The following is a 22,704-nucleotide window of genomic DNA, read 5'->3' as shown; positions in this document are numbered from 1 at the left end:
TTAACATCCCTACTTTTCAATTTTTAAATGTGTATGTTTCTTATTGGATTTCGCCAAACCAATTGTAAGTGGCAATCCAAGTACTAAGAAAACGATGACATCGGAAATTGTTGCTCCTAATACTTGTATAACAATTTTGTCAAATGGTTCTCCCATCACAATAATATCGAATGCCCCAGCAAATATAATAGCAATGACAATACCAACTAGCCCAGTAATTGCTAAATAAGAAATATCCCCCTTGTTAAACGACCCGTTTTTCACACTAAAACCAACTCTTTTTTGAATAAGCCCCATTGAAAAACCAATAATTCCTGAACTAATAACCCATCCCCACCAAATACCCCATCCAGCAATCGTATCTGTTACGGTATGACCGATAAGTCCGATTAACAGTCCTGCCACTGGACCAAATAATGCTCCAAAAACAGTTAATATAGCTAATGCTGGTTTAATAAATGTATTCGGTGCAATAGAAAATCCCCAAAGTCCTAATATCCCGTATAATGCTGCTCCAATACCGATTGCTACTACTAACTTTGTTGATAATTTATTCATGACAATTCCCCTCTCATATTAGTCAACTTTTATTACTCTATATTTAATTTAAAAATGAATTATGCATCGACACTCCCTTTCTATACAACAAAAAAATGACCTCTTACATAAGAGGTCACTTTCTTTCACTTTCAAGAATCCTCTTATCTTTCAAAAAACACATCGTGTCCTCTGCGGAATTAGCACCTTCCTATAAAATTGCATAGGGGTTGCTGAGGTTTCTTAGGGCCGTTCCCTCCACCTCTCTGGATAAGTATTAATTTGTAATTCGTATTATGGCACTAAAGAATGTAAATTTCAACACTTTTCTTACTATTTTTATTTTTTATTAAATAGCACATTTAAATCATTGTATTCTTATCGGAATTATGAAATAATGAATTCAAAATCGTTTCGGGAGGACTGCATTATGAAAGTTATTGGTTTGATTGGAGGATTAAGTTGGGAATCTACATCATTATACTATAAACATATTAATACACTTACACTCTCTCAATACGATCAAAATGCGAAGCTAATTTTATATAGTATGGACTTTGGTGAAGTAACTACTTTATTACAAAACCATCAATATGAAGAAGTGAAAAATGAACTAGTTACAGTTGCAAAGAAAGTTGAAAAATCTGGGGCTGAATGTTTATTAATGTGTTCAAATACTGTACATCTATTTGCCGAGGAGGTAGAACAAGCAATATCTATCCCGCTTCTTCACATTGGTGATGTAAGTGCTAAAGAAATGGTAGAACAGAATATAAAACGTATCGGACTATTAGGAACAAAACAAACGATGGAGCAAGATTTCTATAAATCACGATTAGCGAAATATAACATTGAGACAATTATCCCAAATGACGAGGAAAGAACTTTTATCCACCATGTCATATTAGATGAATTAAGTAGAGGGATCATTTCAGAAACATCTAAAAAAAGGTTATTACAAATTACAAAATTATTAATTCAAAACGGTGCTGAAGGTATATTATTAGGCTGCACTGAAATACCTTTACTCATCTCCCAAAATGATCTTACTGTTCCCGTTTTTGATACTGCTTTTTTACATGCAAATACTGCTGTACAATTTGCTGGATAAGAATACACAAGCATAAAGGTGAGAACCTCTATGCTTGTATACAGTTACGACTATTTATCCCGCTATTTGCAGGCAGTAAAGCCCCACCAATTAAAGTTTTACTTTATTTAAAAGAGATTCAATAACTGCAATCGCTTCTTTTGAACCACCACATTCTAAAAAGCTATCATTAAGTTTTCTTATACCATATTTATACTTTTCATTTGAAAGTACATCTGTTACGGCCTCTTTTAAAGTGTGTACATTAACATGTTCTTTCAATAGTCTATGTGCCGCTTCAAGCTCAGTTAATCTTTGCGCTATCATTGGCTGATCTTTATCATGCGGTATTATTACAAATGGGACATTATAATGAATGGCATCGTGTACACTATTCATACCACCATGTGTAATAAAAACATCTGCTTCATTTAATATTTCTGATTGAGGTACGTATGGAGCAATTATAAAATTATCTGGTGCTTCCTTAATTTTAGAAATATCATTTCTATCACCAATTGCCATTACAACTATCCCATCAAAATCTGAAAAAGTATCAATACAAGTATTAAAGAATGGTTCGAGTCCTTCAAGCAGTGTTCCCATTGAAATATAAATAACTTTCTTTTCTTTAAGTGATTCCAGTAGAAACTTTATATTTGTTTTACGCTTTGAAATACTCGGTCCAATAAAAATGTTATTTTCCCCGAACGATTCGCTATTAGGTTGGAAATAACGACTTGTGTATACGAGACAAACATCACCCTTATTATTCATAAATTGAAGATTATTCTTTGGTTTTACTCCAAATTTATGTTCCATCTGATTTAGTAATTTTTCAGAGATTTCCTCTGGTTGAAATGGCATATCTGCATTTGGATGAAAAGGTAATGTCTTCAAAAATTCTGGCGGAATTAAAAATATAGGTGAGGACACTACACCTGGAACTTGTAAATATTCCTTTACTAACTCTCCTGCGCCAAATATATCATAAATTACGAAATCAAAATTTATACTTTCATATAATTGTTTCGTAATTTCTAATATATATAAAGAAGTTTGAACATGCACATGAAAGAAAGCATTTAACCCAGATGAGGTTTCAGCATCAATAGAAATCTCTTTTAATAGATCCGGATGAGTATGTACAGTAGCTCCTAAATCTTCAATTCTATCCTTAAAGTTTGCCGTTGTAATATAATGTACGTTATCGCCTCGTTCAGTAAAGGCTTTTACTAAATTTAATGTAGGGTTTACATGCCCCTCTGCTGGAAAATTAACTACTAAAATATTTAGCACTTATTCCTCACTCCTTACATTTCACTGTTTTAATTAAGCATACTGTTATTTGTACAAGTAATCTTCCCCTAATAGTCCTAATATGCTTGCTACATTATATTGATAAATAATTTTCAGTCATCAACATAAAAAAAGCATCTACCTATGTAGATGCCTAACCGTGATAAGGAGTGTTCTGTGAGGTTAGAACAAGCGTTTCTGCTTGTCCTATGCTATCAATATATGATTTATTTTATAAAATGTGAATCGTTAATAGAATTATTTTATCCATTTTATATGATCAAATGGATAAAATACCATTTCTACTTTACCTATTATATTTGATTCATCAATAAGTCCAAGTGTATTCCTACTATCTTTACTATGATTACGATTATCACCTAACACAAATAATTTATGCGTAGGAACTTTTATTTCTCTAAAATTTGAAAAACGATTGGATACTTGTGACATATCTAAATGTATATACGACTCATCACGCTTTTTACCGTTAATAAATACCTCATCCTCTTTTAGTTGTATGTTATCCCCCGATAATCCAATAATTCGTTTCACATAGTAAGTAGGCGCGTCTTCTTTTTTTATAATGACAACATCTCCATGATGAAAAGACGATAAACAGACGTTTACCTTATTAACAAGTATATAATCTTTTTCATTCAAAGTAGGTTGCATCGAAATTCCTTCTACCATACAAAATAAAAAGGACTTATTAATAAAAATAACCCCTATTATAATGAATATGTAGCTACATATGTTCCTCCAATATTTTAGAATAAACAGCTTCATATATACCCCATTTCTAATCTATTCCCAGATAAAAACGCCTCTAGTTTACAGGAATGCTAGAGACGTTTCGTACATTTTAATTCTCTTTAGAGGCATCTGTTTTTGGCGCTTCACCAGTTAATCTCTTATTTTTCAAATCAAAATAAGCATCTAAAACTTCTTTTCCAATATCGGAGTTAATGCCCGATTTATCATTTTCAACCCATGGTACTACAACAGAAAATGCTACTTCTGGATCATCATATGGCGCATATCCAGCCAATGTTAAGTTATAACATTCTCTACGATCACCTTTCGCATTTCGCCCAATTTCATTTTCTCCACCATATACAGTTTGTGCGGTCCCTGTTTTACCAGCTGGTTTATATGGTGCTTTTTGGAATGCTCTTACTCCCGTTCCATCTCCCTCTTGAAATACTTTTCTAAATCCTTCTTTTACTTGATTAATATATTCTTGTTTCATATCGATTCTATTTAAAACAACGGGTTCTATTGATTGTACTACTTTACCAACCTCATCTTTTTGAACGGTTTGTTCTCTAATCTCTTGAACAATTTGTGGTTTCATTCGATACCCTCCATTTGCGATAGTCGAAATATATTGTGCAAGCTGAAGTGGTGTATACGTATCATATTGTCCAATAGAATAATCTAATAAGAAACCAGGCTGATTATCTTTTCTTCCAATTTGCCCTGCGGTTTCATTTGGTAAATCAATACCAGTTTGTACGCCTAGTCCAAATTGCCTGAAATAATACCTCATTTTATCAAAATATTCTTGTTTAATATCTAGTGAACTATTTTTCACATAACCCACGCCAGCAATTTTTAATGCTATATTAAACATATAAACGTTTGAAGAAACTTGTAACGCTCTTAGATCGTCTATATCACCAAAATTTTTCCAAGACTTCTTTTCCTTAGTTCCTTTAAATTTCATAGGTGCATCATAAAAATGTGTTCCAGGAGTTATTGCATTTGTTTCAAACCCTGTTAACACTGTCGCACCTTTAACCGTTGATCCAAGCTCATATGAACTTGTCAGCGTGCCTAAAGCATAATCTTCAACTTCCATTTTCCCGTCTTTTTCTACAAGCCTTTTCCCAGCCATCGATAATACTTGGCCATTTTTCGGATTCATCATTACTACGAAAGCACGGTCTAACATTGATTCTGATCCTTTATATTGTTTTAATATTTTTTCTATGCTCTCCTCTACTTTTTTTTGCAATTCCATATCTATTGTTAAAGTTAAATTTTTACCGCTTTTCCCTTCCGAAACCGTTTCCGTTCTAATAGTATTTCCTTGTTTATCAGCAATGCTTCTTACTTCTTTTTTTGTACCATGAAGTACATCTTCGTATTGCTGTTCGATATAACTTTTGCCGACCCTATCATTTCGGCTATAATCACGCACTAAATAATAATCTAATCGTTCACGTGGCAATCCTTCATCAGCATTTGAAACGTTACCAAGGACAGAACGGAATAATCCATCATTTACATAGATTCTCTCCCAATCAACTGATGCGTCTACTCCTGGAAGGTTCGCTAAATTTTCACTAATCACCGCATATTCCTGTTCACTAACGTCCTTTTTAATAATTTGAGGTGCCATTTGAAAACCTGAGGTCATTTTACTTTTAATAGCTAACACTTCTATATCTTTAGCCGTTAGTTCTTGAAGATTTTTATCTGTAACGCGTTTCCTTTTTAAATCTTCTATTTTTTTGTCTAGCTCTTTTCCGGTAATATCCTTATCTCGGAACTTATCTATTTCTGTTTTTGATACTAAGTCTTGAGCAAGTTCTGGATTTAATTGCATCCAAAAGTCTTTCTTATCAGTCTCAGTTAACTTATCTATATCTTCTTGTGGCATTTCAATAATATCTGCAAGTTGTCTTGCTGATTTTAATATTTCTTCTTGTTTTACACCTTTCACCTTTGTATATGTAATCGTACGTAAAGACTTATTATCAACTACTGGATTTCCTTCACGATCAAATATTTTCCCACGTGGTACAGAAAGGCCCACGGTTGCATTTTCTCTCTTCTCTACTTCATTTTTATATGTTTCTCCATCAAAAATTTGCACTTTCCCTAACTGAATAATAATGCCAGAAAATAATAAAAATACACAAAGGAATAAAATATTTAACCGGAGAGGTACTACTCTACCTCTTTTCTTCTCTTGCTTTTTCACCTTGTCATAATCTCCTCCTTACAATATTTCAAATAATAATCACATTTCTATATTAAAAGTAATGTACAATTTCTATACATTGCTTTGTACAAATATTAATATAATGTTTAAAACTTAATAGAAATTAAAACAAAGGTAAAGAAAAGGTAAAGTTTACTAAATTAAATATAAAAAATACCCAATAACAAAAAGCTTAGTTTTCACTAATCGCTTTGTTATTGGGTATTAATTGATTTAAGAATTACTACTAGTGCGTATTGCTATACATTTGTCGTCACAATTAGAAAGAGATTGTTTACTTAGTACTTTCGGTAAGTAAATAGTTACTGTTGTCCCGACACCAACCTCGCTCATGATACTAATTGTCCCTCGATGACTTTCAATAATTTTATAACTTAACATTAATCCAATACCAGTCCCTTTTTCTTTCGTACTATAAAAAGGTTCACCTAATCTCTTAATTCTTTCTTCAGGTATTCCTATTCCTTCATCTATTACATGAATGATGACACCATCATCATTTATTTCTTTTATGTGAATTGAAATTTCCCCACCATTTGGCATAGCTTCGATTGAATTTTGCAAAATATTAATAAATACTTGTTTCAATTGATTTTCTGAGCATTCAATAATTATATCTTTGTCATCCGTAAATAGTTCAACTTGAATATTTTTCATAATTGCTTTTGTATTCATTAACGATACGACATTTTTAAAAATTCGATAAATATTTTTCTTTTCTGTATTTATCTCATCTGTTTTAGCGATTGATAGAAATTCTTGCAGGATTGCTTCTATCCTTTCAATTTCAGAAAGCATAAGATCAAAATATCTTTCTTGATCTTCTTTATTAATTTGGAATAACTGTATAAAACCTTTAATTACAGTTAAAGGATTTCTTACTTCATGAGCCACGCCAGCTGCTAATTGACCAATTGCTGCAAGCGTATCTGATTTATTTAGCAATTCTTCTGTCTTTTTTCGCTCTGTAATGTCGCGTACAATAATCATAATTTTATCATGTAATAATGGTAAGCACCTAGCCTCAAAGAAATCAATACTTCCATTAAGTGTGAGTGGATATTCTACAATTACATTCGTTCCTTTTTCCTTCACTTGATTAATGGCTTCCTGAAACTGCTGTGCTACTGACGTTGGTAATACTTCATAAAACTTTTTTCCCATAAAAGTTTCTGCGGGTACGTAAAACTTTGTAGGAGATCCTGCCTTGTAATCTATAATTGTGCCATCATCTTCTGTTAAGAAACATAAATCTGGTAAAGCTTTAAAAATTAATTCCAGTTCAGATGTTTGTTGTTTTAACTGCTCTTCTATCGCTTTTAAATGTGTAATATCTACACCAACAGCCCAATAACTATATCCTGTTACAGGAAACTGTTCTGATATATTCGACCACATTATTGTTTTGATTTCACCATTTTTACATGTTAAGTGCATTTCCCAATCTCTGAAATTTTTTCCACAAGTTAAAAATTTCTTTTGTATTTGATGGCGATAATTATGATCAGGATACAATAATTGCAGTGCATTGGGATTTCCAATTATTTCTTCAGCGGTATAACCTGTTACAATTTCGCATTCTCGATTCCACAAAACAAAATCTCCATTATAATCAAGCGCATCGACCATAACAGGCATGTTTTGTAAAATCGTATGTAGTTCCTCTTCTTTCCGAGAAAGCAACGTTGTATTTTTACTTTGAAATACTTTTATTGCACCATCTAAAATTAAACTTGAGAGCATTTCAAAGTATTTTTGACAACTGAAAATTTCACTTTTTTTGGACCATACAACAAAAGATCCTAAATGTTGATTGTATAAGAAAATGGGGATTTCAATCTTTGGAAGTTTACTCTTTTTTATCTCATTCATTCCGAATGAAAAAACACACTCTTTTTCAGCATCAAGAAGTTGATGTGATATGTTAGTTAATTTATAAAATTGTTCTGCCATGGTTTCTATTGTACTCACATCAATAAGTTCCATTAGCCGCGAATTCATTCCTTTTTCACCTCAATATGTAAAATTAATACAAATCTAAAATTCATACTTCTCCATTATACGAAGAAAGCTAGTGTAGGTATATAGCTGTAGAATAATTATTCGAACAAATTTTATTTTTCAATTAAAACAAGAAAAGAATATATATACTGAATATACCTTTAATTAGTATATATTTCGTTGATTCCTCACTTATTATCTAGATAACTTGAATTCCTTCTTACATTCACTGAATTTTTACTCGAGAGTCATACACGTTACTAATAGCGATATAAACATGCAATAAGTATAAAGTTCATAAAATATTCACAATTTTTATGAAAAATATAAACATTTATTCCAATATATTCTATATAATAAAATGTAATAAGGCTTCTATGAATCTCATAGAATACCTTACCCCTAATAAAAAAGAAAAAAGAATCCAAATGGATTCTTTTTTCTTTTTTATTTACATTACATATTTATATAAAGCATGTGCCACACCATGTTCTTCATTTGATAACGTTTCGTATTTACACATTGCTTTTATTTCTTCTACTGCATTCCCCATTGCAATTGATATGTTCGCTTTTTCCATCATAGAAACATCGTTTAGTCCATCACCTATCGCTACAGTATTTTCAACCGGAATATTAAGATGTTCTGCTAAAGTATATAATCCATTCCCTTTTTGAGCATCTCGATGATTAATCTCTAAATTGTGCCAATATGAAGATGTAATTGCTAAATCTGTATTATGAAGAAATGTTTCTTTTAGTTTTTTTAATTTCTCAATATCATAAGAAAATGGTAATAGTTTATGCACATGTATATCTGTTTCTACAATTGGTTTACAACTTTCCGCACTATGAAACGCTGTATGCTCAAGATATAATGCTGCGATTGTTTCTAACTCTTTCAAGTCGAAATTTTCTTTTGAATTCTTCACATACTCAATTTCATTACGTACACTCTCTACTCCATAATCCGGTACATACACACCTTTATCAGTATAAAGCTGATAATATAAACCATTCTCTTCAAGATATTCTACAATTTCAAGTGCCTGCATATTTTGAATTGGATATCTCTTCATCATTTTTTTATCTTTATATATAAGAGCCCCATTTTCCGCAATGATTGGACACTCTAAATTAACTTCTAACAATAATCGCTCAATGTCAACAATAGAACGTCCTGTACAAATTGCTACAACATGGCCAGCTTCTTGACATGTTCGAATTGCTTCTGCATTTTCTTTACTTATCATTTTATTCCCCGAAAGAAGAGTTCCATCTAAATCAATTGCGATTAATTTCATTATTTCTTCACCACTTTCTATAAATACACGAGTTCTAATTAATTATTAGGTATCGTTTTCATACAATCCTCGTGAGGTACTTCTTATTTATAATTTATGAAAAGCGTTTCAGGTCAAGAAATAATTAAAAATAAAATCCAAAGCTTTTCTTTTTAAAAAAGCTTTGGATTTTAAACTATGAATTATAACTAATGTATTTTGTCTCACACATGTACACATTTTTTTCTTCAGTTGGGATATATACTTTAAACTTTTCTAGCCGTTTTCCATAGACATGAATCGTAATAACGCTTTCATTTTTGCTAATTTCAAGAATATGACAATCCGCTGGTGGAATTACTTTATCTGTTTCTCCTTCTCCCAAATAAAGATTTCCTGTATGTGTTAAATAAACAAGTGAATTTCCAAGTTGTTTCGTTTGTATAAAGTTCTTCACCATAATCCTTCCTGAAAAAACGCCTTCTACTCCCCATGTGCCGTCATGGTCATGTAAAGGTGTAGATTGTCCATCTTTCCATACGAGAGCTAGTACTTCAAAACGTTTGAGCGGATCTTCATACAATAAATGTCGTGCATATTGAGTCAAATTGGCCTTCTGTTTATCTAACGGAAGCCATGTTTTCTTTTCTAAAAGTTCTTCTAGTAACTTTTCAATGCCACACACTATTTCTTCTTCAAATAAACCGTTTTCCATAAGATTTGTAACACCTTTAATAAACTTTTGAAATGATTTACTTCCATTACAAGTCAACATAAGAATCCTCCTCTACGTTTTATACAATTCCATATTAAGGTAATTGCCGAAAACTCACAATTGAGAAACAAAAAAACAAGATGCAAATGTATGCACCTTGTTAAGATTTTTATTTGGCTTTCAATCGAATAGGTAAGTATTTTAATGTTTGTTCATTTTCCAATATACATTTTTCTAAACAGAAAGATGGAGATAGCTCTATTTTTTCAAAAGCATTTATAAAGGTAGTTAATGCAATCTCAGCTTCTAAACGTGCAAGTGGTGCTCCTAAGCAAAAGTGAGGACCTTTCCCAAAGGTTAAATGCTTTTCATTTCCTGTTCGATGTACATTAAATTGAGAGGCTTGTGAAAATTTTTTCTCATCTAAATTCGCTGCACTAACCCACGCAACAATCATCTGATTCTTTTTCATGAAAGGACCAAATATATTTGTATCCTCTGTAATCCTCCGGGCCAATGTAACAGGAAAGCGATAGCGTAATACTTCCTCAATCGCTTTTAAAATTAAGTTAGGTTCTTTTCTTAACTCTTCATAAATTCCAGGTGAATCTACTAAAAAGCAATAAAAGCTATTAATAATTAAATTTGTAGTGGTTTCATTCCCAGCCGCTAGTAAACCTAATGAAAAGGTTACAATTTCTTCATCGGTTAATCTTTCGTCTTCATATTCAGCTCGAATTAAATCAGAAATGATATCATCGGTTAAATGATATCTCTTTTCCTGAACAATCGGTAGAAGGTATGCTTTGAATTCATGTAATGCTATCCCTTTCTCGGCATCCAGATCATTAAACTTTTCTTTACTATACGGCATAAATAAAATATCAGACCATTCTTTCATTTTTTTACGATCTGTTGTTGGGACTCCTAATAAATCGGAAATAACGGTAACAGGTAAAGGTGCAGCAAACTGTTCAACGATATTAACTTCACTACATTTTTCGATATGTTGTACAAGTTCATCTGCGATAGCCTGTATTCGAGGTTTCCACTGTTCTAAACTTCTTGGAGTAAATGCCTTAGAAACAATGGAACGTACATTGCGATGTTCTGGTGGATCTGTAGAGTTTATATTTATTCTAGTTTCTAAAGGAGGGATTGAGAATTGTCTGCGCTCCCTTCTACTTGAAAATAAGCGATAATCTGATAAAACACGATTTACATCATCATATAAAAAAACATTCCATACATCCTGCTCTTCATCATAATGAACTGGGTGATTATCCCTCATCAAACGATACCATTCATATGGATTCCATAATTCTTCTTTTGTTTTCAGCTTTGAAATTTCATGAACTAAAATAACATTTTCAGGTGAAGCCATAGTTCTTTCCTCCCTTTTCTTTTACAATAAAAGTGATAGGTCGGCAGTCCAAAGTTGTATAAACTATCATATGTTATTTTAACATATACCAAAGGGGATTTTTCATTAGAGAACTTGAGAAATATATAAGGGGGATTTTTATGTACGTTGACATTTTACTACTAGCAGAATTAACGACAGGACCAAAACATGGATATGAAATTAAAAAAAATGTTCAAAATCGTTTAGGTGAAAATTTCGAATTAAATCACAACATGCTTTATCCTGCCCTTCGGCGCTTTGAAAATATGGGTGCTATAACGAAAAAAATACATAAACAAGTCGGAAAACCAAACCGAAATATGTACGATATAACAGAAACAGGAGAAGAAATTTTTTCTGAAATGTTACGAGAGTTTCCCGAAAAACTTGCGACAAACAATACAGAATTTCTTGTTCGTATTGCGCTATTTGAAAAACTTGACTATGAGGATAGAAAAGAGATTTTGACTGTACGTCAAAACGTACTATATAATCAGCTTACTGCTATTCAGTCTCTAGATGTTACCTCATCTTTTATTACTGAAGTCATTGAATTTAGTAAATCACGAATTGAACATGAATTGAGTTGGATTACATCACTTATGAAAAAAATATGAAAAAATAACAAGAAAAGTTAAAAACAATGAATGAAAATGATATTTATTATCAATACTATAATTAATAAAAGGGCAACCACGATTTGGCTACCCTTCAAACATTTATACTTCTGGATCGAAAGTTTTGCAATCTGTTTCTTCCGTTGTAGATGCATGTTTACCTTTATGACTTACTACGTAAATTGCCTCTGCACTACATTTATTACCGTTCGCCCAAAATTTACAGTTATTTACTTCACATAAAACGTCTTGTGCCATAGTATCACACCTCCTTGTTCTATTATCATTAACAAAATTCGGAGGTATGATACTCTTTGTCATGCATTTTTTATTCCCTTTTTAGCTTTCTTAATGGTTCAATATCTCCTCGTACAATCACATCTATATTTTCAGTTATTTTTTCAATGTCAAAATGCCACCATTGAATTTGTAATAATTCTTCTATTATTTCATTTGAAAATCTCTCTTTTATTTTATTTGCTGGATTTCCACCAACAATTGTATATGGTGCGACGTCTCTAGTCACAACAGATTTAGCTGCAATGATTGCACCATCTCCTATTTTTATTCCGGGCATAATAGTTGTGTCCATACCAATCCAAACGTCATTTCCTATAACTGTATCGCCTTTGTAAGGTAAATCAGACAAACTAGGTGTATACTTCTCCCACCCATTTCCAAAGATATTAAATGGATATGCCGAAAATCCATCCATCCGATGATTCGCTCCGTTCATAATAAAGTTAACTCCAGATGCAATACAACAAAACTTTCCAATAGTAAGGCGATCCCCAAGAAATTCATAATGATGTAATACTCGATTTTCAAATGTTTCTCCATCTTTCGCATCATAATAAGAATAGTCACCAACAAGTATATTAGGTTTTGTTATTGTATTTTTTATAAATTGAACGTTTTGATTTCCTTCAATAGGGTATTTAATATTTGGATTAGGATTCATTTTGTACAGCACTTCCTTTACCACTTATTTCACTTTCTACCGCTATTACTGGCTTTAAATTGTATATAGGTAAAATAAACAATAATCCAATTATAAAAAGTAAAGCCGTCCCTTCATACATCATACTTAATGAAAACATCTCTTTTAATGAGCCAGCTATACTCATCGTTACTACCATTGAACCGGTAAATAGCGGACTTAAAATACCATTTACACGACCTATAAAATCGGTATCGCTATTTTGAATAATAAGCGTATTAATACCAATTTGGATACAAGGAAGAGCTAAGCCACTAAAAAGCTGAGCTGTAAGTGTCACCCATAAATTTGTAGAATATCCTATAATGCCAATACCAATTGCTTGACCAAGCATACCGATAATTAACATCTTTTGCGGAGCAACGTTTTTCGCAAATACCATTGCTAATGCTCCGCCAACAATCATTCCCGCACCATTTACTGTTAGTAGCCACTGTAAACTCTCTTTTGATAATCCTAGCTGCTCAGTCACAATAAATATACCTAATGGTTGAATTAATCCTATACCTAGTCCTGCAGCCATAAAGCAAAGCCCTAGCAAAGTTAATGCTTTTTTCTTTTTGACATACTTAATACCATCCTTCATCTCCTGCAGCAGAGTAATATCTTTCTTTTCTACGTCGTTTTCAAGATCTTTCGGAAGAAATAACAATACAACTGCCGCAAGTAAAAACGAGATACCTGTTATGATGATTGAAATATAAATTCCAAAACTATGAAAGATAAATGTCCCTAGAATTGGTCCTAATACCATAAATATTGCAAATATCGTTTGATATATAGACATCGCTAATTGAATTTGTTCCGTTGATAAATGGTGTTTAAACAACTTCATTCCAGATGGTTGTGAAAACTGTGAAAGGATTGCAGAGATGAGTGTCACAAAAAACACAATTTTCCACGTTCCAAACATAAGCGTAATTAATACAGCGAATACTGAAATGGAACTTAACGTTTCACACCATATCATTGTCTTCTTTGGCTTCCACCTATCAGCAAAGGTACCGCCAATAAATGAAAAAATAAAAATTGGAGCGAATTCAGCAACTGAAATCATAGAAATAGCAAAAGCATCACCTTTTGTCATTTCCATTACATATAGTAATACCGCAAAGTTTCGAACCCATATTCCTATTTGTAAAAATAATGCTGATGCTAAAATCCCTTGAACAAACCGATTTTTTAATACTTGTGATACCCCATTGTTTTGTTTCGTTACTACATTTGTCGACATAAAAAAGCCTCCTATTTCATGTTCTGAACAGGAGGCAGCACAAATCATATAAAAAGACAATATATTCGCAGAGCGAAATACATCCCTTTTCTATAAATGTACAGACTAACCCTATTCAGAAGAATATTTCGTTTTTTAACGAAGATCTCTTACAAATAGAATTAGTTGATCATTGGGATGTCTTCACCCTTCCGTTTCAAATTTAAATAACACATACATACTCTATGTAAATCATTTTCGATGTATGCATGTCTCCTTTTAACTATTCTAGAAAGTTAAAGGCAATTCCTCTAAAGAACGCATTAAATAGTTACCTTGCCATTTAATTTCTTCACGATTCCCTTTTATTTGTAGTTCAGGCATTCGATTAAACAAAGTAGTAATAGCAATCTTTGCTTCTAACCTCGCAAGTGGAGCTCCTAAGCAGAAATGACTACCATGACCAAAGGCAATGTGACGGTTGTTCTCCCGTGTAATATCAAATATTTCTGGATTTTCAAACACTGTTTCATCACGGTTCGCTGAAGCCAATGCAATAATAACCATATCTCCTTTCTGTATTGTTTGATGGTGAATTTGAAAAGGTTCCGCTGCCCATCTTGCAGTTGTAACCTCAACTGGAGAATAATAACGCAATCCTTCCTCAATAGCCGAATCAATTAGTTTTGGATTATCTTTTAATAACTGTAATTGATTTGGATTTTCAAGAAGTGCTAATACCGTATTTGTAATTAAATTCACTGTCGTCTCATGTCCTGCGACAATTAATAGCATTATCATTGAATATAGTTCCCGAGCGCTAAGTTTATGCCCTTCACTCTCTGCAAGTATTAAAGCACTCACCAAGTCTTCTTTTGGCTCTTTTCTTTTAATATCAACTAAATATTGAAGATATGTAATAAATTCAGATAGTTGTTTTTCAGTCTCTTTTATTTCTTCAGGTGTTTCTGGTGATGCAATAACAGCATGAGACCAAATCCTAAATTTCGCTTGATCTTCTTTTGGAATACCGAGCATCTCGCTTATTACAATAATTGGTAATGGAAATGAATAATCATCCACAAGATTTAATATACCTTTTCGCTCTATATCACTTATCAAATCATCTGCTATTCTCTGAATTCTTCCGTCTAATTGTGCAATCATCTTCGGTGTAAAAGCTTTTTGAACTAAAGATCGTAAACGACTGTGGTTAGGTGGATCTGAATTTAGCATATGTGTTGTTAAGTGGTCACTATTATCAACGGAAAGATACATGTTCTTTATATCTTGAGAAAACACATTTGTCCAATCTTTTTTTAAACGATTATCTTTTAAAAGTGGCAGAGCATCTTCATATCTAGTAATGAGCCATTCTTTACCGATTTCAACTTGGTTTACAAATAATATAGGTTGTTTTTTTCGCGATTCTTTATAAATTTCATACGCATCTTCTTTAAACTGAGCTGAAGCTAAATTAATGCCATCCTCTATGCTTAACCCAACTTTGTTTTTCATGGACATTGTATTCCCTCACTCTCATTTGTTTTTGAAAACCAACCAACATATGCATTATACTCTAATAAAAACGTGAAAATTGTAAATTTTTAATCAAAATCTTACTTCGTATATTGAAAAATAAAAAAGTGAGAGAGTACAATCGTTTTACTCTCCCACCTCTCTTTATGCGAAGCACATAAAATTACTAATTTGTTGATAGCGATAACTTACTTTACGACGACGACCACCTTGCCAAGTGTAACCTGATACTCCGTTTCTTCTCACTTCAGCCGGAAAGAACCATAAATCCCTTCCAAAAGGTCCAGGACGATGTAAACGTAAATAGCCCCATCTTCCTAAACAGTTACACATCCATGATTTCATATTGCCTGGTTGTGCTGGAGAAGCAAATGTAGACGGTAACGATGGCGCTTGTGACGGTGGTGGTGACGTTGGAGCATCCTCCGCATCATCTGGTCTGTAATCTTCTTGTTCAATATCTCTCACTTCATTTGTAGGTTCATACCCGTAGTTTTGTGGATTATAATACATCGCTTGATCATATGGATAATTTTGTTGGTTATACATATTAACAAATCACCTTCTTTTCATTCATTACCTTTATCATTCATATGTGATATGCCCTCTCTAGGAAGCTTATGTATAGCCCAAATTCAACTTAAAAAGCTCGTATTATTAAAAATACGAGCCTTTCAAAAATAGAATGTGTTTATTATTTCCTTAACTTCACACTATAAAAACGCATTTCATCTAACGAACCTTCAAATTCAAATACTTCTTGTTTAATTAATTGTTTCAAGCGATATTCTAAGAATGTATCTCCAACCAATTGTTCAACAAGACCAAGTGCTTCACCAATTACTCTAGGAGCTTTGAGGAACTCTCGATCAGCACCCACACTTTTCGCGCATTCAATTATAAATTGATCAAAATAATCTTCTTGTACAAAATGCACTTCATTTTCTTTCCACACTCTTAAACATTCTATGCTTTCCGATAATCTATCCCACTCATGTTCAAACTTCATTCGCTTCTCTTCAGTTAAATAAGGTAACTTTATAAAACTTTTTTGGAATAGAGCTAAACTTTCAGGTGGTAATTCTCCCGTTCCACGAATATCATACTCTTGTTTTAATATTTCTCTACTTGCTTCAGACGTATTAATAACTCGAATGTTTTTCTTATCCTTTAATTGTGCTATTACAAAACTTAGGCCTACATGTTCATGTGCATTATCAGCCTTCCAAATTGTAATAGGTGTTTCAACAGGAATAGTATGTAGTTCTTCTATAGTTGCTATAAATCTTGATAAATATTCTTCTTCAAAATAACTATCATAAGCAGTTAAGTTATTTATTAACCACTCCTGTCTTGCTAGTTGCCCCTCATTCGTATGCAACCTATATATCGGTCCAATTGAAAAAAATTCCGAAAAAGCAACAACACTCTCTTCAAATAATTCTTCTTGACTTAACATATATTTTAAGCAACCAGCCGTTGAATCATCAAAAGCAATATGTACGTGCGTACTTTCTTTTACATTCCTTTTATAAGTAGGATTACTTGTTAATTGTTTCGGAATATCCATCAAATTTTTAATTGTATCTTCACTATAGTTTTCTTCTAATAAGTTTAACTGTATGAGAATACTTTGAAGTAAATCTTTAGCCTCATCTTCGTACATATCCTCTACAGCATTTTTAATTTTATCTATCACACAAATCCCTCTATTCATTTCAAAAATAACGTAGATTATAGTGTATCATTTTAGTATAGTTCTTTAAAGTCAAATCCAGATTACTACAGCAATCTGGATTTTCAACAAAAGCTCTCCTTATATTTTTGAATTGCTAAATATTTTTACTTTGAAAATCCTTGTATCTAAATGTATAATTATATAAAAACAAAAATATAGGAGCTATATTTATGGATAAAGTACTTACAAATTATAAACATTACTTAAAAAATTGGAGATTTATATTTATTTGCATACTACCTGCTATTGCCTTATTCGTTACTTTCGATGTCATCTTTGAACTACTGTTTCATCAAAATTTCTACTTATCTAACTTAATTTCTGCTATCATATTATTTTTAATATTTATTAACGTTAAAGATAAATTTAAAATTAAAGGCTAAAAAACACTATTTCAAAATAGCCCTTTATTATTGCATCCTACTATAAAATAAGGCTCATAGTAGATTTTCATAAAAAATAAGAGCACCCTGCAATTGGCTGCTCTTATGTGATTAGAGGTTTTTTCTGAGTATTAAGTAGGACACGAAGATCTTGTCCTACTACATAATATATGCTTGTACTTATTATTTCGTGCATGTATTAAGCACCATGTTCAGGTACTTAATATATGCATAGTCATTGCTAAAAAATCTACTCAAAATTTCATTGCACAATTTCATAATTATAAATTAAAAAAACATCCTCAATGGATGTTTTTTATCTAACGATTTTAAGCTTCCATAAACTTAGCCGGTACACCAATTTTTTCAACTACAGAAGATATATTAGTAGGATTAATCATTACATTTTCAATACATACTAATTTATTTTCTAATATCCCATTCTCTGTAGTAATAAGTTCTTCAAACCGATCTAAAGTCATTGAGAATTTATGTTCACTTCCACCATTCATACTAACTTTTACATACTTCATAGTGTCACCGCCTTTCATAATAATTTACATTTCGACAAGAAGGCGCTTACATCCTTTTTATTTACTCTTAGATTTCTCACGTTTATATATATTTTGAGAAAAGAAACTACTATTATTTACTCACAAAATTATTGCTAATAAGAAAGATAAAGATAACAATACACAAAGTGGAATATATAAACCGGTATCCATTCTAGCAAAGTGCGTATCTTTTTGTCGTTTAAAGATACCAAAATAATTGAACTCACCAATTACTCTAATAGAAAAGATGATCATACAAATCCAGGAACCGACTTGAATAATAACATTAGGAACTGCAAAATGAACAATTTTTGCTTGTTGCAACAAAATTATTGCTGCCATACTTAATAATAATGCAATGACCAATGTCATTCCGGCACGAGGTGTAAACGCCTTTTCCCCTGCTTTAGTTGGAATAACACTATTTGTCCCCCAATTACCTCCGAAAGCCCAATATACATGTAAAAAACTAACTAAGAATAATATACAAGCAGATATATATGTAATGATAAGCATTTTATCCTCCCCTTATTTCATTTTGGTTCCCACCTATAAAATATGCTGTTCCCCCCACATTAGCAACCTTCATTTCATTACATAAAAAAACCGTAATGATTTATCAATATTAAGATAAGTCATTACGGGGTTATTAAACCTCATTATGCATTATACCTATTTCTTCGGCGTTCCATCCTTGTTTGACCTTGAACTGCATTTTCTTTGTATGGATCTATTTGCTCTGTCATTTCATATGTTGCAACTGGTTCTTCGTACTTATACTCATGGATCTTTTCTGGCATTTTACTTTTAGATTCTTTCCCACCAAACTTAAATAGTTTCATCTTTAATTTCGGCAATCTTGGAAGTCGAATCTTAATTGATAATCTTTTGCGTTTCTTTTTTGGTCCAAGTAGATTTATATTTTCTTGATTATCTTTCTCTTTGCGGTGAATGAACATCGCAAGTAATCCTCCTAATACAAGTCCTCCAATTAATAGTAATATATATACATAATGGCTTGTCATTAAACTCGTTATGCGTTCAAGTATGACTAACGACTGTACTTCTTTTATATCCCATAGTAAAGCGGCCCATAATGAGAATAAGCCCAAAGTAAGTCCATATGTACGAAAACGGAATAAACATGGAATTAACGCGACACATGCAGCAATTTTCGCATTTGCTATGATTGAGCTTGTTGCAATATCTTGATGCCAAATAACTAACAGTAGTGTTATAAATGGCGCATACGCTATCCAACTGCATATACGTGAATACATCTTTTTAGCAAAATAACTACCGAAACTAGTAAAAAATAAAAGCCCTCCAATATATATAGATTGTTCTAGAGGGATTTGCTTTGTAAGTCCTGCAATTGGAAAGAGGCCGCTCAATAGCATTAAGAGCACATCTAATTTCTTCACAATTCCCCATTCCTTTCAAATTTTTTCAATTAATAAAAATCGTTTTTCCATATGAAATAGTTTTTGTATTTCTAAAAACATATTAATCCTGTCTGCACATAAAGTAAATATGTAAACGAAAAGATACTTGACAAAGGATATCCTTATTTACATAAAAAAATGACAAATCCTGATCGATATAACGAGCAGGATTTGTTTACTAGTATTTAAAGTAGAATAATTGAATCTTTCTTTTCTACTTTTACTACATCTACATCCAATTCATCATCAAATTCTTTAAACTCTCTTGCATCTATGTCAGTAATATAACTCTTTATTACTTTTTCCATATGCATGGAATATGTAATGTGTACATTCTTTTTCGAAAGCATACTAGAATTACAGCACATGTAATGTATCATTTTAGCGATATAATCCCTTTCTACAGGTTTTACACCCAATGGTAAAATTTCAAGTATATATCGCTGAAAAATCCCACTACAATTAAGTGAATATTCACCAGTGCTATAATACATCCCTTTTTGATCTGTATATAAGCCAATGCTATCTAGAGCATCATCAGATTCTATTACACCGTAACTTGGTACATCAAAACCTGTATTTATTCTAATAATATTTAAATTTGGAACCTTTAACACCTCTGGAACAATATCAGGTAAAATATCTGTATTAATTTCTTTATTTTGTAACTCTTTTATCCAATACCTTCTCAAATTTGCATCTACAATGAAATAAACTTGTTCATTTTGTTCTTTTGCATATTGTACAATTTCCATTAATGTTTCGGAAACATATTGTTTAAAAAAAGCTCCCATATCATTTCTCTTTGATGGTTGTGGTAAAAATGCATTATGTTTATTTATATTTAATAATACGTAATCAATCGTTTGCCATTCTGTATTCCCATATAATTTATATAAAATTTCTTTTCCTTTTATTTTTGAAAGAATAGGTAAGAAATCAAATTTCGATATTCGTTCAATTGATAAATTAACATATATACAAGGTAAATTTATCTTATTCCAACTACGCTTCAAAAATCCTTTTTGCTCTAATAAACTAAAAACACTATTTACAATTGTTTTACGAGATACACTTTGGCCTATAAATAAATTAATAAATGTTGAAATACGGTTTGCTCGTGCAAATCCCTCTCTAATGATTTGTTTTGGATCAATTTTTTCTCGTCCATCACAATTTTTCAATGCGATTAATGCTAATGTCGCATCACTGCGCTCGCCCGCGGTAGCATAGACAGCTTTCGTAACATCATCTACAAGATTTGTTTTATATTTTTGGCAATATTGCATTTTATATGGATTTTGTAACACCTTTTCAATATTGTATCTCACAATCTTTAATAACACTGGAAAATCTGTATTCAATACATAAGAATTTTCACCAACTTTAGTCAAAACAATTTGACTCTCAAGTAATGTTTGTTCTATTTCCAGCACTATATCTTCAGACCAAACTTCTAATGTTAATGTCTCTAATCCTTTTGGGGCAAATAAAGGAAATAATTCATTTTTGTTATTTGTAGCTACCTTTTTACATTCTGGAAGTATTGTGAAATAAGAGAATTTACGCTGAAATTCTTTAAATAAATACTCTCTTTCCTTTACTGTTATACCCGGTTCTATTTTAGTACCTTGAACTTTATAAATTCTCTCATTGTATGGAAATAACACCCTTTTATTTTCTCCTACAATATAATCTTTCGGATATTGGAGAATATGGTCTAAATCCACCTCTCCCCCTATTTGAAAATCATCTTTTAAATTTCTAAATATCTTAATCCATTTCATGCCGGTTGTAGCTTGTTGTATTTTTAGTTTTACAAACCGTATTTTTTTATTATTTGACGCAAACTCTGAGGTAGAAATCAATATCATGCCTCGTTTCCGTCTTAAAAGTAAAGGAATATCTGGGTGATTATATTCTTGATAAAATCTCCGAATCCCTATTGAAATATTTAATAATGGAGCGTTCTCACCACCGCGGGTTATGCATTCGAATCGATATACATAGGAGAAAAAATCTTGTGTTTTTTCATCTTTTATCGGCCCTGACATCGCCTCACAAATATTTTGTGATCTAAGAGGGGAAAAATAGATTTCTTCTTCATTTGTATTTTTTAAATATATAGGACGCTCACAAAAAATATGTGAGATTAAAGCGGGCACCCACTTAGAATACGTTTCATTATCATGTAGTACTGGCAAATTAGAAATCAAATCGGATTGCCATTCATATTTTGGTGGTTCTACTAATCTATTTGGTTTCCAATCATGAATAATCTCATACCAACTTTGAAAAATATAATCGAGCTGCTCTTGTCTAATAGGTTCTTTCGATACAATCCATGGTGTATTTTCATTTAATACGTATGGGTTATGCTGAATAAACAATATATCCGAAAACATATCATACAATCTTTCATTCAAACGTTTCAACTTACTCGTTAATAAAAATGTCTTATAATGTATCTCTACCATGTCCAGCCATTCAATAGGAAAGTATATAAATGATACCTTTTCATTTAAAAGGGGTTCTACTATATTTTCAAATGTTAGCAGCCTTAATTTTTTCATAAAATGATTCCTTCCTTTCTTCAGTTGTCTTGATTATCAAAAAGCTAGAACAATAGTTACTTAATCTAATCCATTTAAACCAAGTATTTAAAAGAAACGTAAAAACTGTTTATCTATATAAATTATTATCAAACCAACTCTTTTAAAAATTCAAAGTAATTATCATGTATAACACCTCTACTATATTTTAATTTTGATACATTCGAATTATACATTACACTTAATGCATTGTACTTATCATTTACAATATCTTTACAAAAAAACCAAAAAAGAACACCTTAATTCGGTGCCCTTTTTACA

The 22,704-nt window shown here is 31.8% G+C and carries 21 protein-coding genes and 1 riboswitch; of the genes, 3 read left to right on the top strand and 18 right to left on the bottom strand.

Annotated elements, in window-relative coordinates; genetic code table 11:
- Positions 1 to 9 precede the first annotated feature (9 nt).
- On the bottom strand, positions 10 to 558 hold the full coding sequence (locus C3Y97_RS12730) for an ECF-type riboflavin transporter substrate-binding protein (protein WP_001038210.1): 549 nt from the start codon (positions 556 to 558) through the stop codon (positions 10 to 12).
- Positions 559 to 698: 140 nt separating this feature from the next.
- Positions 699 to 814, bottom strand: a riboswitch (SAM riboswitch).
- A gap of 153 nt (positions 815 to 967) precedes the next feature.
- Between C3Y97_RS12730 and C3Y97_RS12725 the strand changes: the two genes are divergently transcribed.
- On the top strand, positions 968 to 1,648 hold the full coding sequence (locus C3Y97_RS12725) for an aspartate/glutamate racemase family protein (RefSeq protein ID WP_136363428.1): 681 nt from the start codon (positions 968 to 970) through the stop codon (positions 1,646 to 1,648).
- A gap of 90 nt (positions 1,649 to 1,738) precedes the next feature.
- Here the strand turns inward: C3Y97_RS12725 and C3Y97_RS12720 are convergent, their stop codons facing one another.
- From C3Y97_RS12720 to C3Y97_RS12690, 7 genes are all read right to left on the bottom strand, one after another.
- The gene (locus tag C3Y97_RS12720; protein WP_060852098.1) at positions 1,739 to 2,926 is read right to left on the bottom strand and encodes a macrolide family glycosyltransferase; all 1,188 of its coding nucleotides are present in this window, start codon (positions 2,924 to 2,926) and stop codon (positions 1,739 to 1,741) included.
- Positions 2,927 to 3,184: 258 nt separating this feature from the next.
- Positions 3,185 to 3,715 (bottom strand): signal peptidase I, encoded by a 531-nt coding sequence (gene lepB / locus C3Y97_RS12715; protein ID WP_033666239.1) that lies wholly within the window; start codon positions 3,713 to 3,715, stop codon positions 3,185 to 3,187.
- 76 nt (positions 3,716 to 3,791) lie between these two features.
- The gene (locus C3Y97_RS12710) at positions 3,792 to 5,918 is read right to left on the bottom strand and encodes a peptidoglycan D,D-transpeptidase FtsI family protein (RefSeq protein WP_136363427.1); all 2,127 of its coding nucleotides are present in this window, start codon (positions 5,916 to 5,918) and stop codon (positions 3,792 to 3,794) included.
- Between the two features lie 234 nt (positions 5,919 to 6,152).
- Complete coding sequence (locus C3Y97_RS12705; protein WP_001088555.1) at positions 6,153 to 7,940, bottom strand: ATP-binding protein; 1,788 nt, start codon at positions 7,938 to 7,940, stop codon at positions 6,153 to 6,155.
- Positions 7,941 to 8,391: 451 nt separating this feature from the next.
- Positions 8,392 to 9,243, bottom strand: coding sequence for a Cof-type HAD-IIB family hydrolase (locus tag C3Y97_RS12700; protein ID WP_000766393.1), 852 nt, complete (start codon positions 9,241 to 9,243; stop codon positions 8,392 to 8,394).
- Positions 9,244 to 9,418: 175 nt separating this feature from the next.
- Entirely contained in the window at positions 9,419 to 9,997 is a 579-nt protein-coding gene (locus tag C3Y97_RS12695) for a cysteine dioxygenase family protein (RefSeq protein ID WP_000954442.1), read from the bottom strand.
- Positions 9,998 to 10,106: 109 nt separating this feature from the next.
- Positions 10,107 to 11,321 carry a cytochrome P450 gene (locus C3Y97_RS12690; protein WP_078421450.1) on the bottom strand — a complete coding sequence of 405 codons (1,215 nt, stop codon included), beginning with the start codon at positions 11,319 to 11,321 and terminating at the stop codon, positions 10,107 to 10,109.
- A 140-nt stretch (positions 11,322 to 11,461) separates the two neighbouring features.
- On the opposite strand from C3Y97_RS12690, the gene C3Y97_RS12685 reads away from it, so the two are divergent.
- On the top strand, positions 11,462 to 11,959 hold the full coding sequence (locus C3Y97_RS12685) for a PadR family transcriptional regulator (protein ID WP_000289127.1): 498 nt from the start codon (positions 11,462 to 11,464) through the stop codon (positions 11,957 to 11,959).
- 102 nt (positions 11,960 to 12,061) lie between these two features.
- Here the strand turns inward: C3Y97_RS12685 and C3Y97_RS12680 are convergent, their stop codons facing one another.
- From C3Y97_RS12680 to C3Y97_RS12650, 6 genes are all read right to left on the bottom strand, one after another.
- Complete coding sequence (locus C3Y97_RS12680; protein ID WP_000046095.1) at positions 12,062 to 12,217, bottom strand: DUF1540 domain-containing protein; 156 nt, start codon at positions 12,215 to 12,217, stop codon at positions 12,062 to 12,064.
- Between the two features lie 70 nt (positions 12,218 to 12,287).
- Complete coding sequence (locus C3Y97_RS12675) at positions 12,288 to 12,920, bottom strand: Vat family streptogramin A O-acetyltransferase (RefSeq protein WP_001069204.1); 633 nt, start codon at positions 12,918 to 12,920, stop codon at positions 12,288 to 12,290.
- Complete coding sequence (locus C3Y97_RS12670) at positions 12,910 to 14,193, bottom strand: MFS transporter (protein ID WP_098212939.1); 1,284 nt, start codon at positions 14,191 to 14,193, stop codon at positions 12,910 to 12,912. Before C3Y97_RS12670 ends, C3Y97_RS12675 begins: the two co-directional genes overlap by 11 nt.
- A gap of 267 nt (positions 14,194 to 14,460) precedes the next feature.
- A complete protein-coding gene (locus C3Y97_RS12660) occupies positions 14,461 to 15,696 on the bottom strand; it encodes a cytochrome P450 family protein (RefSeq protein ID WP_086404447.1) in 1,236 nt (411 codons plus the stop codon).
- A 159-nt stretch (positions 15,697 to 15,855) separates the two neighbouring features.
- Positions 15,856 to 16,260: a hypothetical protein gene (locus C3Y97_RS12655; RefSeq protein ID WP_136363426.1), complete on the bottom strand. Its 405-nt coding sequence runs from the start codon at positions 16,258 to 16,260 to the stop codon at positions 15,856 to 15,858.
- A 145-nt stretch (positions 16,261 to 16,405) separates the two neighbouring features.
- The gene (locus C3Y97_RS12650) at positions 16,406 to 17,410 is read right to left on the bottom strand and encodes a DUF1835 domain-containing protein (RefSeq protein ID WP_000565687.1); all 1,005 of its coding nucleotides are present in this window, start codon (positions 17,408 to 17,410) and stop codon (positions 16,406 to 16,408) included.
- A gap of 209 nt (positions 17,411 to 17,619) precedes the next feature.
- Between C3Y97_RS12650 and C3Y97_RS12645 the strand changes: the two genes are divergently transcribed.
- The gene (locus C3Y97_RS12645) at positions 17,620 to 17,832 is read left to right on the top strand and encodes a hypothetical protein (RefSeq protein ID WP_000362067.1); all 213 of its coding nucleotides are present in this window, start codon (positions 17,620 to 17,622) and stop codon (positions 17,830 to 17,832) included.
- Between the two features lie 329 nt (positions 17,833 to 18,161).
- Here C3Y97_RS12645 and C3Y97_RS12640 read toward each other — a convergent pair whose 3' ends face one another.
- The 4 genes from C3Y97_RS12640 to C3Y97_RS12625 all read right to left on the bottom strand — a co-directional run bounded on the left by C3Y97_RS12640 (position 18,162) and on the right by C3Y97_RS12625 (position 22,404).
- A complete protein-coding gene (locus C3Y97_RS12640) occupies positions 18,162 to 18,365 on the bottom strand; it encodes a hypothetical protein (RefSeq protein WP_000878369.1) in 204 nt (67 codons plus the stop codon).
- Between the two features lie 120 nt (positions 18,366 to 18,485).
- On the bottom strand, positions 18,486 to 18,902 hold the full coding sequence (locus C3Y97_RS12635) for a DUF3995 domain-containing protein (RefSeq protein ID WP_127063979.1): 417 nt from the start codon (positions 18,900 to 18,902) through the stop codon (positions 18,486 to 18,488).
- A 143-nt stretch (positions 18,903 to 19,045) separates the two neighbouring features.
- Positions 19,046 to 19,810, bottom strand: coding sequence for a DUF3959 family protein (locus C3Y97_RS12630; RefSeq protein ID WP_000732180.1), 765 nt, complete (start codon positions 19,808 to 19,810; stop codon positions 19,046 to 19,048).
- A gap of 206 nt (positions 19,811 to 20,016) precedes the next feature.
- On the bottom strand, positions 20,017 to 22,404 hold the full coding sequence (locus C3Y97_RS12625; protein WP_127063978.1) for an RNaseH domain-containing protein: 2,388 nt from the start codon (positions 22,402 to 22,404) through the stop codon (positions 20,017 to 20,019).
- Between the last annotated feature and the right edge of the window lie 300 nt (positions 22,405 to 22,704).

It is taken from the genome of Bacillus sp. DU-106 (assembly GCF_004799705.1).
Lineage (GTDB): Bacteria > Bacillota > Bacilli > Bacillales > Bacillaceae_G > Bacillus_A > Bacillus_A cereus.
Note: the sequence above shows the minus strand (reverse complement) of the source record. Positions and strands in the feature narration are given on the sequence as shown.